This window comes from Parvibaculum sp. (assembly GCF_045863935.1).
In the GTDB taxonomy this organism is placed as follows: domain Bacteria; phylum Pseudomonadota; class Alphaproteobacteria; order Parvibaculales; family Parvibaculaceae; genus Parvibaculum.
In genome coordinates, this window is sequence record NZ_BTVP01000039.1 from 1 (window position 1) to 15,008 (window position 15,008).

The 15,008-nt window shown below is 61.6% G+C and carries 15 protein-coding genes; 12 read left to right on the plus strand and 3 right to left on the minus strand.

Features of this window, described 5'->3' with window-relative positions; genetic code table 11:
• The coding region (locus ACKUUH_RS14295; protein ID WP_407950589.1) for an AsmA-like C-terminal domain-containing protein at positions 1-2,504 on the plus strand (2,504 nt) is incomplete at its 5' end.
• A 90-nt stretch (positions 2,505-2,594) separates the two neighbouring features.
• Positions 2,595-2,891, plus strand: a complete 297-nt coding sequence (locus ACKUUH_RS14300; RefSeq protein WP_407950590.1) for a hypothetical protein — start codon at positions 2,595-2,597, stop codon at positions 2,889-2,891.
• 125 nt (positions 2,892-3,016) lie between these two features.
• Here ACKUUH_RS14300 and tyrS read toward each other — a convergent pair whose 3' ends face one another.
• Complete coding sequence (gene tyrS, locus ACKUUH_RS14305; RefSeq protein ID WP_407950591.1) at positions 3,017-4,273, minus strand: tyrosine--tRNA ligase; 1,257 nt, start codon at positions 4,271-4,273, stop codon at positions 3,017-3,019.
• Between the two features lie 83 nt (positions 4,274-4,356).
• Here tyrS and ACKUUH_RS14310 point away from each other — a divergent pair, with 83 nt between their 5' ends.
• Positions 4,357-5,472, plus strand: coding sequence for an anhydro-N-acetylmuramic acid kinase (locus ACKUUH_RS14310; protein ID WP_407950592.1), 1,116 nt, complete (start codon positions 4,357-4,359; stop codon positions 5,470-5,472).
• 3 nt (positions 5,473-5,475) lie between these two features.
• On the opposite strand, the gene ACKUUH_RS14315 is transcribed toward ACKUUH_RS14310, so the two are convergent.
• On the minus strand, positions 5,476-6,132 hold the full coding sequence (locus ACKUUH_RS14315; RefSeq protein WP_407950593.1) for an alpha/beta hydrolase: 657 nt from the start codon (positions 6,130-6,132) through the stop codon (positions 5,476-5,478).
• 310 nt (positions 6,133-6,442) lie between these two features.
• Here ACKUUH_RS14315 and ACKUUH_RS14320 point away from each other — a divergent pair, with 310 nt between their 5' ends.
• From ACKUUH_RS14320 to ACKUUH_RS14360, 9 genes are read left to right on the plus strand one after another with little or no spacing between them, the layout of a single operon-like run.
• Positions 6,443-6,919, plus strand: a complete 477-nt coding sequence (locus ACKUUH_RS14320) for an Rrf2 family transcriptional regulator (RefSeq protein ID WP_407950594.1) — start codon at positions 6,443-6,445, stop codon at positions 6,917-6,919.
• Positions 6,920-6,952: 33 nt separating this feature from the next.
• Entirely contained in the window at positions 6,953-8,155 is a 1,203-nt protein-coding gene (locus ACKUUH_RS14325) for a cysteine desulfurase family protein (protein WP_407950595.1), read from the plus strand.
• 1 nt (position 8,156) lies between these two features.
• Entirely contained in the window at positions 8,157-9,605 is a 1,449-nt protein-coding gene (sufB, locus tag ACKUUH_RS14330; protein ID WP_407950596.1) for a Fe-S cluster assembly protein SufB, read from the plus strand.
• A gap of 23 nt (positions 9,606-9,628) precedes the next feature.
• Positions 9,629-10,378 (plus strand): Fe-S cluster assembly ATPase SufC, encoded by a 750-nt coding sequence (gene sufC / locus ACKUUH_RS14335; RefSeq protein WP_407950597.1) that lies wholly within the window; start codon positions 9,629-9,631, stop codon positions 10,376-10,378.
• Positions 10,375-11,697 carry a Fe-S cluster assembly protein SufD gene (gene sufD, locus ACKUUH_RS14340; protein ID WP_407950598.1) on the plus strand — a complete coding sequence of 441 codons (1,323 nt, stop codon included), beginning with the start codon at positions 10,375-10,377 and terminating at the stop codon, positions 11,695-11,697. The genes sufC and sufD overlap by 4 nt, the downstream gene beginning before the upstream one ends.
• A complete protein-coding gene (locus tag ACKUUH_RS14345; RefSeq protein ID WP_407950599.1) occupies positions 11,673-12,938 on the plus strand; it encodes a cysteine desulfurase in 1,266 nt (421 codons plus the stop codon). The genes sufD and ACKUUH_RS14345 overlap by 25 nt, the downstream gene beginning before the upstream one ends.
• A gap of 10 nt (positions 12,939-12,948) precedes the next feature.
• On the plus strand, positions 12,949-13,347 hold the full coding sequence (locus ACKUUH_RS14350) for an SUF system Fe-S cluster assembly protein (protein WP_407950600.1): 399 nt from the start codon (positions 12,949-12,951) through the stop codon (positions 13,345-13,347).
• A gap of 11 nt (positions 13,348-13,358) precedes the next feature.
• Positions 13,359-13,718 carry a HesB/IscA family protein gene (locus ACKUUH_RS14355; RefSeq protein ID WP_407950601.1) on the plus strand — a complete coding sequence of 120 codons (360 nt, stop codon included), beginning with the start codon at positions 13,359-13,361 and terminating at the stop codon, positions 13,716-13,718.
• Positions 13,719-13,724: 6 nt separating this feature from the next.
• Complete coding sequence (locus tag ACKUUH_RS14360; RefSeq protein ID WP_407950602.1) at positions 13,725-14,117, plus strand: TfoX/Sxy family protein; 393 nt, start codon at positions 13,725-13,727, stop codon at positions 14,115-14,117.
• An 86-nt stretch (positions 14,118-14,203) separates the two neighbouring features.
• On the opposite strand, the gene ACKUUH_RS14365 is transcribed toward ACKUUH_RS14360, so the two are convergent.
• On the minus strand, positions 14,204-14,995 hold the full coding sequence (locus ACKUUH_RS14365; protein ID WP_407950603.1) for an enoyl-CoA hydratase/isomerase: 792 nt from the start codon (positions 14,993-14,995) through the stop codon (positions 14,204-14,206).
• Positions 14,996-15,008: the final 13 nt, after the last annotated feature.

Here is a 15,008-nt window from a genome sequence, read left to right on the forward strand (position 1 = left end):
TGGTGAAGGCGGGCCTGCATGAGGCATCGCTTGGCGGCACCGTGGACTATCGCACCGGAAAGGGGCTCGACATTTCCTCCGCCCGCGTCGACCTGGCCGTCGACCGGTTTCATACGGAGGTACCGGGCTTCTTTGTCGGTCCCGTCGATCTCGAAAAGGCGACGCTGAAGGCAGACATCGATTTCGATGCGCTCAAGGCGGATATCGAGGAATTGTTCATCGGCACCGGCGGCGGTGGCATCCGGTTGTCGGGTTCGCTCGCCGACGCCGAGCGTTCGCCTGCCGTGAAGATCAAGGGCACCCTCGAACCCATGCCTCTCGAGGCATTGAAGGCAATCTGGCCCGTGCCGGTGGCGAAAGGCGCGAGAGAGTGGGTGGGCAAGAACCTGTCCGGCGGGAATGTCGACAGCGGTTCCTTCGACATCGATCTGGCAGGTGGAATGATCCAGGACGCTTCCGATCACATTCCTCTGCCGAAGGACGCGCTTCGTTTCGAGTTCGCGACAAGCGGTCAGACCATGCACTATCTCGGCGAGCTGCCGCCTATGGAGGACCTTCAGGCTCGCGGGCTGGTGCACGGCAATCGCTTCGACGCATGGATATCCTCGGCTGTCATTCGTCAGGAGAACATGGGGGACGTCGCGATCAGCGGCGGCCATTTCTACGACGACGAACTGAGCCGGAAGGGAGCGCTGGGACATATCGCGTTCAAGGCGGCAGGCGCCACGTCCGATGTGCTTGGCGTTCTCGACAACGAGCCGCTCCATTTCATCGGCGATTTCGGTATCGATCCCTCGACGGTTGGAGGAACGGGCACGCTCGAGGCGAACATTTCCCTGCCGCTGATCAAAGGTGTGCAGATGGAGCAGGTGGACTTTTCGGGCAAGGCGCATATCGAAAACGCTTCCATTCCGAAAATCCGCGAAAACCTGTCGCTCACCGGCGGCACGCTTGACCTGACGGTCAGCCGGACGAGCCTCACCGCGAAAGGTCCGGTTGTTCTCAACGAAGCCGCTCGCGTGGATATGGAATGGAAGGAAGATTTCCGGCGCGATGTAACGCCCGGATCGGTCTATCGCCTGCGCGGCGAGGTGGACGATGCGGCGCGCTCGGCAGTTGGTCTTGAACTTGATCAATTCGTTTCGGGGCCCGTGCTGGTCGACGCGACCATCATGGGAAATGGACGCAATGTGGACCGCGCGTCGGTAAAGGCCGACCTCACTGCGGCCGTGGCGAAGCTTGACGACGCCGCATGGGAGAAGGAACCGGGTGTTGCGGCAACGACGAGCTTCGACGTTTTTCTCCAGGAGGATGGCGGCTACCGCTTGAGCAATTTTTCCTTGTCGGGCGAAGGCATTGCGGCAGAGGGGACATTTACCATCGGCAATGGTGGCCGGCTGGTTGCCGCCAATTTTCCCTCCGTCCGGCTCGGACCCGATAATGATTTCAGCTTTATTGCCGGGCCAGCGGAGAACGCGGCGCTTGAAATGATCCTGCGGGGTCCGCGCTTCGACGCGCGTGGCGTTCTCGGCAATCTGTTCTCTGGCAGCGGCGACGAAAAGCCGGAGCAAGATCGCGCCGAAGACGCGCCTCTGCTCGAGGAAGTGCCCGTTGCCGACCCGCTCCGTCGCACGGCCGTCCGCGCCGACATCGGCACGGCGATCGGCAATCACGGCACGAGTTTCAGCGATGTCCACGTGGACATGGTGCAGATAGACGGCGATCTCTGGTCGATGGATGTCTCGGCAACACCGGCGGGTGGAGATCCGCTCAGTCTCGCTGTTGGTCCAGACGATAAAGGCGTACGTCACCTGAAGATGGTGTCGTCCGACGCAGGCACCGTCTTTCGCGCGCTCGATTTCACTCGAAGCATCCGCGGCGGCAAGCTGAACGTAGACGGCGTCTACGATGACGGTACGGTGGGGTCGCCGTTGCGCGGCACACTGACGATCGACGATTTCCGGATCGTGGATGCGCCCGTGCTCGCGAACATCCTTACCCTCGGATCGCTGACCGGCATCGGCGACACGCTGCGGGGCGACGGCATTTTGTTCGTTGGACTTGAAATGCCGTTCGTGATGACGAAGAACCGCATTCATCTGAAAGCCGGGCGGATGTCCGGTCCCGCCATCGGCCTCACGATGGACGGGCAGATCGACCGCGCCACCGACGTGATCGACATGGAAGGGACGCTGGTTCCCGCCTACACGATCAACTCTTTCCTCGGGAAGGTGCCGCTGCTCGGGCCGCTCATTGTCGGCCGCGAAGGCGAGGGCATCTTCGCGATCACCTACAGCGTGCGCGGCCAGTCGGCCGACCCCACGGTGGTCGTGAACCCGCTTTCCGCCATCGCTCCCGGTTTTTTGCGCCGTATCTTCGAATTCGGCGAGAGCATGCCTCCCGAGTCGCAAACGCCTGCCGAAAACCCGGAAAATAACGTTCCGGCGGCGCCTGCGACCCCCGAGGCAGACGCAGCGAGCGCGCCGGCGGCGGAAAAAAATTAGGTCTCCTAAGCAAATTTAGATTGCGTAGTTATACTCCGCAGATATGATTTCCCTCTGACATCGATCTCAGCTTTGGGAGGAGGGAGATACATGTCCACCAATCAGAAGATGACGACGGACGCTGCCTATGAAGCTGTCGCGCCGGACGACTTTCCCGCGATGATGGATGTCGACCGCTACGGCAACCGCTCGACCGCAGCAGGTATCGTCACCGAACGGACGGCGCCCATGTATGCCGCCTATGTGGATATGGCCGAACTCTACGGCGAAGGCGACCGCATGGTCGGAGACGACATCGCCGAAGAGGGGATTAAATATCTCCAGCAGCTCAACGGTGCGGGCGGCGATGCGGCGATCTTCGCCCTCGGCGCGACGGCCGCGGGATAACGGAACAAGCGGCAGGAAATAGCCGCGGAACGCCAATAAAAAAAAGAAAAAAGAGAAGAAATAAGGGAGCGTTCAGGAAGAGGCCCTCTCCGGCAACGGAGAGGGCCAAATCTTTTTCACGCTTCTCAGCCCTTCGGCTTCAGCAGCACATGCTTCTTCTTGCCGAGCGAAAGCTTGATGACGCCATCGCTTGTGAGATCGACGGTTGTGACAATCGCCTTTTCGTCGCCGATCTGCGCGTCGTTGACCCGTACCGCACCGCCCTTGATCTGGCGGCGGGCATCGCTCGTCGAGGAGCATAGTCCCGCCTGGACAAGCGCATTCAGCAGGCCAAGGCCTGCGTCGAGCGACGAAGCTTCGACACTCACTGTGGGCATATCCGCGCTGATCGCTCCTTCCTCGAAGGCGGTCCGGGCGGCATTCGCTGCCTTTTCCGCTTCCTCGCGGCCATGCAGCATGGCCGTGGCCTCGGTGGCGAGCACCTTCTTTGCCTCGTTGATCTCCGCGCCCTCGAGTTTTTCGATCCGCGCGATCTCATCCAGCGGCAGTTCGGTGAAAAGGCGCAGGAACCGGCCCACATCGGCGTCTTCGGTGTTTCGCCAGTACTGCCAATAGTCGTAGGGCGAGAGCATGTCGGCATTGAGCCAGACCGCACCGGACGCAGTCTTGCCCATCTTCGCACCGGAGGAGGTCGTCAGCAGCGGGCTCGTCAGCCCGTAGAGCGACGAGCCATCGACGCGGCGGCCAAGCTCGATACCGTTGACGATGTTGCCCCACTGGTCCGAGCCGCCCATCTGCAGCGTGCAGCCATACTTGCGGTTCAGTTCCACGAAGTCGTAGGCCTGCAGGATCATGTAGTTGAATTCAAGGAACGAAAGGTTCTGCTCCCGCTCGAGCCGAATCTTGACGCTCTCGAAGGAAAGCATCCGGTTGACCGAGAAGTGCCGGCCATAGTCGCGCAGGAAGTCGATGTAGCGGAGGTCGTCGAGCCAGTCCCTGTTGTTCACCATCAGGGCATCGCTCTTGCCATCTCCGAAGCTGAGGAACCTGGTGAAGACCTTTTTGATGCCTGCGAGGTTCTCGTCGATCTTGTCGTCGGTGAGGAGCGGCCGCGCGTCGTCGCGAAAGCTCGGATCGCCGATGCGCGTCGTACCGCCGCCCATGAGAGCGATGGGCTTGTGCCCGGCCTTCTGCAGCCAGCGCAGCAACATGATCTGCACGAGACTGCCCGCATGGAGGCTCGCCGCCGTGGCGTCGAAGCCGATATACCCCGTCACCATCTTTTCGGCCGCGGCCTCGTCGAGAGCCTCGGCGTCGGAAAGTTGATGGATGAAGCCGCGCGCTTCGAGTTCGCGCAGGAAATCGGATTTGAAGCTGGACATCTGTGCTGCTCGGGGTTTCGGATAGGCTTGAAAGCGCGGCTGGTGTATCACGCTTTGGGTAGGGGAAAAACGGATAAACGCCCATGATTCGCGCCCTCGGACTTATGAGCGGCACTTCTCTCGACGGCATCGATGCCGCGATTATCGAGACGGACGGCGAGGGAACCGTGCGCGCCGGTGCCTCTCTCTCCGTGCCCTACAAGCCCGAAGAGCGTCTGCTTCTCAGCATGGCGCTGGAGGCCGCAAAATCCTGGGAGCCGGATGAGCCCATGCCGGAAGAGATTGCGGAGGCCGAGCGTCACCTGACCCTCGCTAACGCCATTGCGGTCCGCACGCTGCTCGCCGATGCCGGATTGAAACCTGCGGATATCTCGATCATCGGTTTCCACGGACAGACCGTGCTGCACCAGCCAGAGCGCCGCCGCACCGTGCAGATCGGCCTTGGCGATGTTCTGGCACGGCTGACCGGGATCGATGTGGTGAACGATTTCCGCAGCGCCGATGTCGCGGCCGGAGGGCAGGGTGCCCCCCTCGTTCCGCTTTATCATCAGGCCCTGGCCCGGAGCACGGGTATCAAGGAGCCGATTGCCATTATCAATATCGGCGGCGTCGGCAACATCACCTATGTGGGAACGGATGGCTCGCTGATCGCCTTCGACACCGGACCGGGAAACGCACTCATCGACGATTGGGCGATGATGCATACTGGCGAGCCGCTCGACCGCGACGGGGCGCTGGCCCTCGCGGGCGAAGCCGACATGGACGTTCTCGAAAAACTGATGGATCACGCCTTCTTCGAGGCGCCGCCGCCGAAGTCGCTCGACCGCTTCTCCTTCTCGCCGGAAGCGGTTGCGCATCTCTCCCCGGTGGATGGCGCAGCGACGCTGACAGCCTTCACCGTCGAGGCGATTGCCCGGGGGCTCGCCCATGTGCCGGGAATACCGTCGCGCTTCGTGGTGTGCGGCGGCGGGCGCCGCAATCCAACGCTCATGTCGATGTTGAGCAAGCGCCTTCAGGGAGGTGTCTTGCCCGCTGAAGATCTGGGCTGGAAGGGCGACGATGTGGAAGCGGAAGCATTCGCCTATCTGGCGGTACGGGCGCTTCGCGGCCTGCCTCTCAGCCTGCCCGCCACGACGGGCGTGCCCGAGCCCATGCCCGGCGGCAGGCTTCATCGGGCCGGGCATGGCCACAAGGAATAAAGGTCAGCTCTTTTCCGGTGCCGCGGCCAGGCGCTTGTCGAGATAAGCCCCCACCATTGCCGCGAGCGGCTCCAGCTTCGACTCGAAGAAATGGTTCGCGCCATCCACCGTCGCATGTTCGATGGTGATGCCCTTCTGCGTCTTCAGCCGCTCCACGAGCTTCAGAACATCGGCCTGCGGCGCCACCTGGTCGATCCCGCCATTGATAATGATGCCGGAAGACGGGCAGGGCGCCAGGAAGGAGAAGTCGTACATATTCGCGGGCGGTGCGACCGAGATGAACCCCTCGATCTCGGGGCGGCGCATCAGCACCTGCATGGCGATCCAGGCCCCGAAGGAAAAGCCGCCGATCCAGCACTGCGAGGCATCGGAATTCTGCGCCTGCAGCCAGTCGAGCGCGGCAGCCGCGTCCGACAGCTCGCCGATACCCGCATCGAAGCTGCCCTGGCTGCGTCCGACGCCGCGGAAGTTGAAACGAAGCACCGAGAAACCGCGGTTCACGAAGGCCTGGAACAGCGCGTAGGTCACCGGATTGTTCATCGTGCCCCCGAACTGCGGATGAGGGTGCAGGACGAGTGCGACGGGGGAATTGGCCTTTTTACTATGGTGATAGCGGCCTTCGATGCGGCCGGCCGGACCATTGAAAATCACTTCGGGCATGTCTTGGTCTGTCTCGATCTGTGCGGTGTTGGGAGCGGGGACCTTTTCCCAGCGAAAGCCTGGGAGAAATTGTCCACCACAAAGCGCCGATTCCTCTGGAAAATCTGTCACGAGGTGTTAAATAGTTGACTGTGGCGCTCGGAAAACATATTGCCTTGCGCCGGGCCTTTGGACACCGATCCCGCTTCCGTTGACCGCATTGCGGAGAAAGGCGGATCGACCGGTAGCTTGGGCGCACGTTCTTAACACAGGCGACGGCCGGTTGTGCAAGCTTTTGGGCCGCCGTTGCCCCGTCATGAAGGAGCAGATCGTGAAGCTCACCACAAAGGGGCGCTACGCCGTGATGGCGATGGCCGATCTTGCGCGCCACTCCAGCGGCAATCCCGTTGCGCTGGCAGAGATTGCCGAGCGCCAGGAGATTTCGCTTTCCTATCTGGAGCAGCTTTTTGCGAAGCTCCGCCGCGGCGAACTCGTAAAGAGCGTCCGTGGTCCGGGCGGCGGATACCTTCTCTCGCGCGAAGCAGACGATATTCGGATCTCCGACGTCATTCTGGCCGTCGATGAACCGATCAAGGCGACGCGCTGCGAGCTGGGATCGCCGAAGGGTTGCCTTCCGTCCTCAGGGCGGTGCATCACGCACGATCTTTGGGAGGGGCTGAGCCACCAGATTCAGCTCTATCTCGGATCCGTGTCGCTTGGCGATGTGATCGACGGGCGTGTCGCCGGTCGCGTCAGCTTCGAGGGGCGCCTGCAGGCAGAACCCCTGGCCGCCAACGCGGCCGACTGAGGATTTTCGGCTTTTCGCGAGTATGCAGAGGCGATGACCAACAAGCGCGCCTATATGGACCATAACGCCACCACGCCGCTGCGCCCGGAGGCGCGCAAGGCGGTGACTGAGGCGTTGGATGTCCTTGGCAACCCCTCCTCGGTGCATGCCGAGGGCAGGGCGGCGCGCGCGCTGATTGAAGGCGCAAGGCGCGAGGTCGCTGCTTTGATTGGTGCGAAGCCCTCCGAAATCGTCTTTACGAGTGGCGGCACCGAGGCGGCGGCGATGACGGTCCATGCCGCGAAGGCGGCGCTCGGCGTGAAGCGGCTTCTGGTGTCGGCGGTCGAGCATGACGCGGTCATGTCGGCAGCGGAAGCAAGCGGACTTCCCGTATCTCTCGTGCCGGTGGACGGCGAGGGACGGGCCGATCTCGCCGCGCTCAAGGCGATGCTTGCGGCCGGCGATGCGCCTGCGCTTGTCGCGCTGATGCTCGCGAACAATGAAACCGGAGTGCTGCAGCCTGTGGCAGAGGCGGCGGCGATCGCGCATGAGGCGGGTGCCTTTCTTCTTTGCGATGCCGTGCAGGCCGCCGGGAAGATACCGGTCGATTTTGTGGCGCTTCGCGCGGATATGTTGATCCTCGGCGGACACAAGCTCGGCGCACCCATGGGTGTCGGCGCGCTCGCCGTCCGGGAAGGCATGGCCTTCGCGGCGCGCAGCGTGGGTGGAGGACAGGAGATGCGCCGTCGCGCGGGAAGCGAGAACGTCGTCGGCATAGCGGGTTTCGGCGCCGCCGCGCGCGCTGCCCGTGAAACCTTGCAGGATTTCACGCGGCTCGCTGCGCTTCGCGATCGCCTTGAGGCTCACATCGCCGATGTCGCTCCGGATGCGGTTTTCTTCGGCGACGGCGCGGAGCGGCTGCCCAATACGAGCTACCTGTCCGCGCCCGGCCTCGACGCGGAGACGCTTCTGATGGCGCTCGACCTCGACGGGGTAGCGGTGAGTGCGGGGGCCGCCTGTTCGTCGGGCAAGATCGGCCGTCCGCGCATTCTCGACGCGATGGGCGTGCCGGAAGCGCTTTCGCGTGGCGCAATCCGCGTGAGCCTTGGCTGGACGAGTGTGGAGGCCGATGTCGACCGCTTCGTGGAAAGCTGGTCGCGGGCCTGTATGCGCGCTCGTGCAAAGGCGGAAAAAACCAATACGAGCATACCCGCGGGCGCTGCGTCCGAAGCGCCGCTCGCGGCAGTGGAGAGTTGATATGGCTGCGGTAAAGGAAACCGTCGAAACCGTCGGCGCGATTGAGAAGTACAAATACGGCTTCTTCACGGACATCGAATCCGAGAAGGCGCCGCTCGGCCTCACGGAGGACACGGTCCGGTTCATCTCCGCCAAGAAGGACGAGCCCGAATGGTTGCTTGAGTGGCGGCTGGCTGCCTTCCGCCGCTGGCAGACCATGACGGAGCCCACCTGGGCGAAGGTGACCTATCCGCCAATCGATTTCCAGGACGCCTATTACTATTCGGCGCCGAAGCAGACAGCGAAGCTCGACAGTCTCGATCAGGTGGATCCGAAACTCCTCGAAACATACGAGAAGCTCGGCATCCCGCTGACCGAGCAGAAGATGCTCGCGGGCGTCGCCGTGGACGCCGTCTTCGACAGCGTGTCGGTCGTCACGACCTTCAAGGAAAAGCTCGCGGAAGCGGGTGTCATCTTCTGTCCGATGTCGGAAGCGGTGAAGAACCATCCCGAACTCGTGAAGAAGTATCTCGGCTCCGTCGTACCGACATCCGACAATTTCTACGCGACTCTCAACTCCGCCGTCTTCTCGGAGGGCTCCTTCGTCTATATCCCCGAAGGCGTGCGCTGCCCGATGGAACTCTCGACCTATTTCCGGATCAATGAGAAGCAGACAGGCCAGTTCGAGCGCACGCTCATCATCGCCGACAAGGGCTCCTATGTGAGCTACCTCGAGGGCTGCACAGCGCCGCAGCGCGACGAGAACCAGCTGCACGCCGCCGTGGTCGAACTCGTCGCGCATGATGACGCCGAGATCAAATACTCGACGGTACAGAACTGGTTCCCTGGCGACGAGGAAGGCAAGGGTGGCGTTTACAACTTCGTGACGAAGCGCGGCGATTGCCGTGGCGCGAACTCGAAGATTTCCTGGACGCAGGTCGAGACAGGCTCCGCCATCACCTGGAAATATCCGAGCTGCATCCTGCGCGGCGACAATTCACGCGGCGAGTTCTACTCGATTGCGATTTCGAACGGTCGTCAGCAGGTGGACAGCGGCACGAAGATGATCCATCTCGGCCGCAACACGACGAGCCGGATCATCTCCAAGGGTATTTCGGCCGGCCGCTCATCCAACACCTATCGGGGCCTCGTCAGTGTTCATCGCAAGGCGGAGAACGTGCGCAACTTCACGCAGTGCGACAGTTTGCTGATTGGCGACAAGTGCTCCGCACACACGGTTCCCTATATCGAAACGAAGAACCCGACGGCGATCCTCGAACATGAAGCCACGACCTCGAAGATCAGCGATGACCAGCTCTTCTATTGCATGCAGCGCGGTATCGGCGAGGAAGAAGCAGTGGCATTGATCGTCAACGGCTTCTGCCGCGATGTGCTGCAGCAGCTGCCGATGGAGTTTGCCGTCGAAGCGCAGAAGCTTGTCGGCATCAGCCTTGAAGGAAGCGTCGGCTGACGCTTGGAAGGAAAGAAGTGAGTATGCTTGAGATCAAAAACCTGCACGTAACGGTGGACGGCAAGGAAATCCTCAAAGGGATAGACCTCGACATCCGTGCGGGTGAAGTGCACGCCATCATGGGCCCGAACGGCTCCGGCAAGTCGACGCTCTCCTACGTTCTGGCTGGTCGCGACGGCTATGACGTGACGGAAGGCTCGATCCGGTTCAAGGGCAAGGATCTGCTGGAGATGGGCGTGGATGAGCGCGCCGCTGCGGGCATCTTCCTTGCCTTCCAGTATCCGCTGGAAATTCCGGGCGTCACCACCATGACCTTCCTCAAGACCGCCCTCAACGCACAGCGCAAGGCGCGCGGCGAAGAGGAACTCGATGCCGTGCGTTTCCTGAAGCTCGTGCGCGAGAAGTCGAAGCCGCTCAACGTATCGGACGAAATGCTGAAGCGCTCGCTCAATGTCGGTTATTCAGGTGGCGAGAAGAAGCGCGCCGAGGTGCTGCAGATGTCGCTTCTGGAACCGGCTCTTGCGGTGCTGGACGAGACGGATTCAGGCCTCGACATCGACGCGCTGAAGACCGTTGCCGAAGGTGTGAATGCGCTTCGCTCGCCCGAGCGGGCGATGGTCGTCATCACCCACTATCAGCGCTTGCTCGACTACATCGTGCCGGACGTCGTGCATGTGCTTTCGCAGGGCCGGATCGTGAAAACGGGTGGCAAGGACCTGGCGTTGGAACTTGAGAAGTCCGGTTATGCCGAATATGGCGCGGACGCCGCGTGAGCAGATCGATGAATGAAACGGCGACACAGCATTTCATAGAAGCTTACGAGGAAGCGCGGTCGGCACTTCCCGGCGCGGGCGGCTGGCTGGCCCGTCGCCGCGAAGCCGCGCTCGATGCGTTCCGCGAAGCGGGACTTCCGCATCGCCGCCTTGAGGACTGGAAATATACCGACCTCCGTCAGACGCTGGAGAAAGCGGCATTCGCGCCCGCACCGGCCCACGAGGGAGCCGTGGTTCTGCCCGGCCGCCGCTCGGCTTCGGCTTTCGCCGCCATTGACAGGCATGTGCTGGTCTTTGTGAATGGACGTTACCGCGCCGATCTTTCGCAGGTCGCGCGCCTTCCGAAGGGCGTCGAGCTTCATGCGCTGGGCGACGTTCTGCATGAACAATGGGTGAAGGATCTGGTCGAGCGCCGCTTCGACGATGCCCGGCAGGCGGAAAACATTGTCGATCTCAACACAGCGCTGATGAGCGACGGGGCCTGCCTGCGCATCCGCAAGGGCGTGAAGCTCGACAAACCTCTCCATCTGCTATTTTTCTCAGCCGATCCTGGCGCGTCGCATACCCGAAATCTTGTATTTCTTGAAAACGAAGCCGAGGCGACGATCCTCGAGACCCATGTCGGTGAGGTGGCGTCTTTCGCGGATATCGTAACGGATATCGCAATTGGTGAGGGCGCCCGGCTGAACCACGTAAAGTTGCAGGACGAGGCGTCGGATGTGGTGCATCTTGCGACGATGCGCGCGAGGCTTGCGGCGGACGCGAAGCTGTCGAGTTTCACTCTGACGCTTGGCTGCGGCGTTTCCCGTGGACAGAGCTTCGTGCTCTTCTCGGGTGAAGGCGCGGAAGCCAATATCGATGGCGCGTACGCGCTCCGAGACAAGCAACATGCCGACCAATTTTGTGTGATCGACCATGCGGTCCCCGCATGCACCAGTCACACGCTCTTCAAGGGAGTGCTCGACGGCGAATCCGAGGGAGTGTTCCAGGGCAAGGTCATTGTGCGCCCGCATGCCCAGAAGAGCGACGGAAGGCAGATGACGCACGCGTTGCTGCTGTCGCGCGATGCCGCGATGAACGCGAAACCGGAACTCGAGATTTATGCGGATGACGTGCAGTGCGCGCACGGCTCGACGGTGGGAGAGTTGTCGAAGGAGGCGATCTTCTATCTGCGTTCGCGTGGAATACCGGAGGCCGAGGCGCGCCGCCTTCTGGTGCTCGCCTTTCTCGACGAGGCGCTCGATCTTGCGCCGCATGAAGAGACGCGGAATGCGCTGAAGCGACTTGTGTCGGAATGGTTCGAGGAGGCGGTCCTGTGAATAGTCCCGTCCTTGTGAACGCTGTCTATGACGTCGAGAAGGTGCGGCAGGATTTCCCCATCCTGTCGAGGACCGTCTATGGCAAGCCTCTCGTCTATCTCGACAACGCCGCTTCCGCGCAGAAGCCGCAAGTTGTGATCGATGCCATGGCGGATGCCTACGCGAAGGAATATTCGAACGTCCATCGCGGTATGCATTATCTGTCCAATACGGCGACCGAGAAGTTCGAGCAGGCACGGGAGATCGCAAGAGACTTCCTGAATGCCGCCGCGACCGACGAAATCGTCTTCACGTCCGGCGCGACCGACGCGATCAATCTCGTCGCGTCGTCCTTTGCCGGCCCGCGGGTTGGGGCGGGAGACGAGATCATCCTTTCCGTCCTGGAGCACCACTCGAACATCGTGCCATGGCATTTCCTTCGCGAGCGCCAGGGTGCCGTCCTGAAATATGTGCCGGCAACGGATGAAGGCGATCTTGATATAGAGGCATACGAGAAGCTCTTTACTCCGCGCACGAAAATGGTGGCGTTGACGCAGATGTCGAACGCGCTCGGCACGATCACGCCGATCAAGGAGATGATCAGGATCGCGCACGAACGTGGTGTTCCCGTCCTGGTTGACGGATGCCAGGGTGCCGTTCACCTGCCGACGGACGTCCGCGATATGGATTGCGATTTCTTCGTCTGTTCTGGCCACAAGCTCTACGGACCGACGGGCATAGGACTTCTCTACGGGAAGGCAGCGCACCTGAAATCCATGCGCCCCTATCGTGGCGGCGGTGAAATGATCCGCGAGGTCTCGCTCGAGAACGTAACCTATGCGGCACCGCCTCACAGATTCGAAGCCGGCACACCCGCGATCGTTCAGGCCATTGGTCTCGGCGCTGCGCTTTCCTATATCGAATCCGTAAGCCGCGACAGGATCGCGGCGCACGAGATCGAATTGCGGGACTATGCGACGCGCCGTCTTTCGGAGATCAACAGTCTCCGGATCATCGGCACCACGAAATCGAAGGGCAGCATCCTGTCCTTCGTCATGGACAATGCTCATCCCCACGACATCGCGACGGTGATCGACCGTGCGGGGGTTGCAGTGCGCGCGGGCCATCATTGCGCGCAACCTGCGATGGAGCGCTTTGGCGTCGGCGCGACGACGAGAGCCTCTTTCGGTATGTACAATACGCTTGAGGAAGTGGACCGGCTTGCCGAGGCACTGATCGACAGCAAGAAGTTCTTTGGATAAGGATTGCGGCATGTCCGAAGACGCAAACACGGCTGAAAGGAAGGCGGCGCCGGAAGGCGTTGACGGCGTTCCTGTGCAAACCTCCGCCATTCCGCAGGAGGAACTGGACCAGCTCACCGACGACATCATCGCGGCATTGAAGACGGTCTATGATCCCGAAATCCCGGTTGATATCTACGAGCTCGGCCTCATCTATAAAGTCGACATCTCGGACGACCGGGACGTCGTGGTGGACATGACGCTGACCGCGCCGGGATGCCCTGTGGCAGGCACGATGCCGGTCATGGTCGAGGACGCGGTTCGCACGGTCGAAGGCATCGGCGACGTACGCGTCAACATGACTTTCGATCCGCCATGGGATCCGAGCCGGATGTCGGACGAAGCGCGTGTCGCGCTCAACATGTATTGAAGGTGCGGGAAATGGCGAGACCCCTACCCAAAGCGATTACCCTGACGGAAGCTGCCGCGGAGCGGATGAAAGAGATCATGGCCGCCTCGGGCGGAAAGTATATCGGCGTGCGCATTGGCGTGAAGAATGGCGGCTGCGCCGGCATGGAATACACGATGGAATATGCCGAGGTTCAGCAGCCGCTCGACGAGGTCGTCGAGGATCGCGGCGTGAAGGTCCTCATCGATCCGAAGGCGATCCTCTTCCTGCTCGGAACCGAGATGGATTACACCTCGGAGAAGTTCTCGTCCGGCTTCCGCTTCAACAATCCGAACCAGACAGATGCCTGCGGATGCGGCGAGAGCGTTACCATCACGCCGGCCTCCGTTTGAACGCACATGGCTGTCAGCAGCGAATACAAGGCATTCGTTGCCGAACAGCTTGAACCTCTCGGCCCGGTTCGTATCCGCAGCATGTTCGGCGGCGCGGGTGTCTATTTCGACGATCTGATGTTCGGGCTGATCGTGGGCGAAACACTTTTCTTCAAGGTGGACGAGCGTAACCGAGGTGATTTCGAGAGCGAGGAAATGGGTCCCTTCGTCTACGAGCCGCCCTCGGGAAAGTCGATTGCCATGTCTTACTATGAGCTGCCGGAGCGGCTGTATGACGAGCCGGAGGAGCTCATCCTCTGGGCGCGCCGCGCACTTGATGCCGCCCTTGCCGCGAAAGCGTCGAAGCCTGTGAAGACGAAAAAGTCCGCGCGAAAGAAAACCGCGCGCTCCAGAACCTGAAGCGCGCGGTCATGCCTTACGTTCTTCTCTTCATCGCCCTGATGTTCCTCGCGCTGCTCGCGAGCTGCTTCATGGGCTGAGAGGGATCAGTTCCCCTTGAACTGAGCTGGCCGCTTTTCGAGAAAAGCGCGCACGCCTGCCTTGAAATCCTCGCCATATCCGGCAGTCCGCTGCATTTGCCGCTCAAGGTTGAGCTGCTCTTCATAGGTGTTGTCGGTGCTTTCCCAGTAGAGCTGCCGGATCATTCCGAGCGTCTTGGTCGGTCCGCTCGCGAGGTCGGCGGCGAGCTTCTTCGCCTCTTCCATCAGCTTTTCATCGTCATAGACGCGGTTGACGAGGCCCCATTCGAGCGCCGTCTCAGCGGGAAGCTTTTCGCCCAGCAGCGAGAGTTCCATCGCGCGCGCCTTGCCGACAAGGCGAGGCAGAATCCAGGTCGACCCGCCATCGGGCACGAGGCCGATGCGGCGGAAGGCCTGAAGGAAGTAGGACGAACGTCCGCAAAGCACGAGATCGCCCATGAGCGCGAAGCTCATGCCGACGCCTGCTGCAGGTCCGTTCACCGCCGTCACGAAGGGCATCTGCAGGTTACGCAGGCGGCGCAGGAACGGATGGTACATGGTCTCGAGCGCCGAGCCCGCATCGGGACGCGCGCCTGAGTTATCACCACGTCCCTGCAGGTTTGCGCCAGTGCAGAAGCCACGTCCTTCGCCTGTCATGACGAGGCAGCGGATGCCGTTCTTCGGGTCTTCCACGGCGTCCATGGCGCGCATCAGGCCGCCGAGCATTTCGGGCGACACCGCGTTCATGACCTCGGGGTGGTTCAGCGTCAGCGTACCGACAGCCCCATCGATGTCGAGCTTCGCTCTTTCGAACTCCATTTTCTTCTCCCTG

Excerpts from the sequence above, each read along its gene's own strand:
- ACKUUH_RS14310 (WP_407950592.1), top strand. The coding sequence starts at position 4,357 with ATGATTCGCGCCCTCGGACTTATGAGCGGCACTTCTCTCGACGGCATC.
- ACKUUH_RS14315 (WP_407950593.1), bottom strand. The coding sequence starts at position 6,132 with ATGCCCGAAGTGATTTTCAATGGTCCGGCCGGCCGCATCGAAGGCCGC.
- ACKUUH_RS14300 (WP_407950590.1), top strand. The coding sequence starts at position 2,595 with ATGTCCACCAATCAGAAGATGACGACGGACGCTGCCTATGAAGCTGTC.
- sufB (WP_407950596.1), top strand. The coding sequence starts at position 8,157 with ATGGCTGCGGTAAAGGAAACCGTCGAAACCGTCGGCGCGATTGAGAAG.
- ACKUUH_RS14365 (WP_407950603.1), bottom strand. The coding sequence starts at position 14,995 with ATGGAGTTCGAAAGAGCGAAGCTCGACATCGATGGGGCTGTCGGTACG.
- ACKUUH_RS14325 (WP_407950595.1), top strand. The coding sequence starts at position 6,953 with ATGACCAACAAGCGCGCCTATATGGACCATAACGCCACCACGCCGCTG.
- ACKUUH_RS14350 (WP_407950600.1), top strand. The coding sequence starts at position 12,949 with ATGTCCGAAGACGCAAACACGGCTGAAAGGAAGGCGGCGCCGGAAGGC.
- sufC (WP_407950597.1), top strand. The coding sequence starts at position 9,629 with ATGCTTGAGATCAAAAACCTGCACGTAACGGTGGACGGCAAGGAAATC.
- ACKUUH_RS14355 (WP_407950601.1), top strand. The coding sequence starts at position 13,359 with ATGGCGAGACCCCTACCCAAAGCGATTACCCTGACGGAAGCTGCCGCG.
- ACKUUH_RS14360 (WP_407950602.1), top strand. The coding sequence starts at position 13,725 with ATGGCTGTCAGCAGCGAATACAAGGCATTCGTTGCCGAACAGCTTGAA.
- ACKUUH_RS14345 (WP_407950599.1), top strand. The coding sequence starts at position 11,673 with ATGGTTCGAGGAGGCGGTCCTGTGAATAGTCCCGTCCTTGTGAACGCT.
- tyrS (WP_407950591.1), bottom strand. The coding sequence starts at position 4,273 with ATGTCCAGCTTCAAATCCGATTTCCTGCGCGAACTCGAAGCGCGCGGC.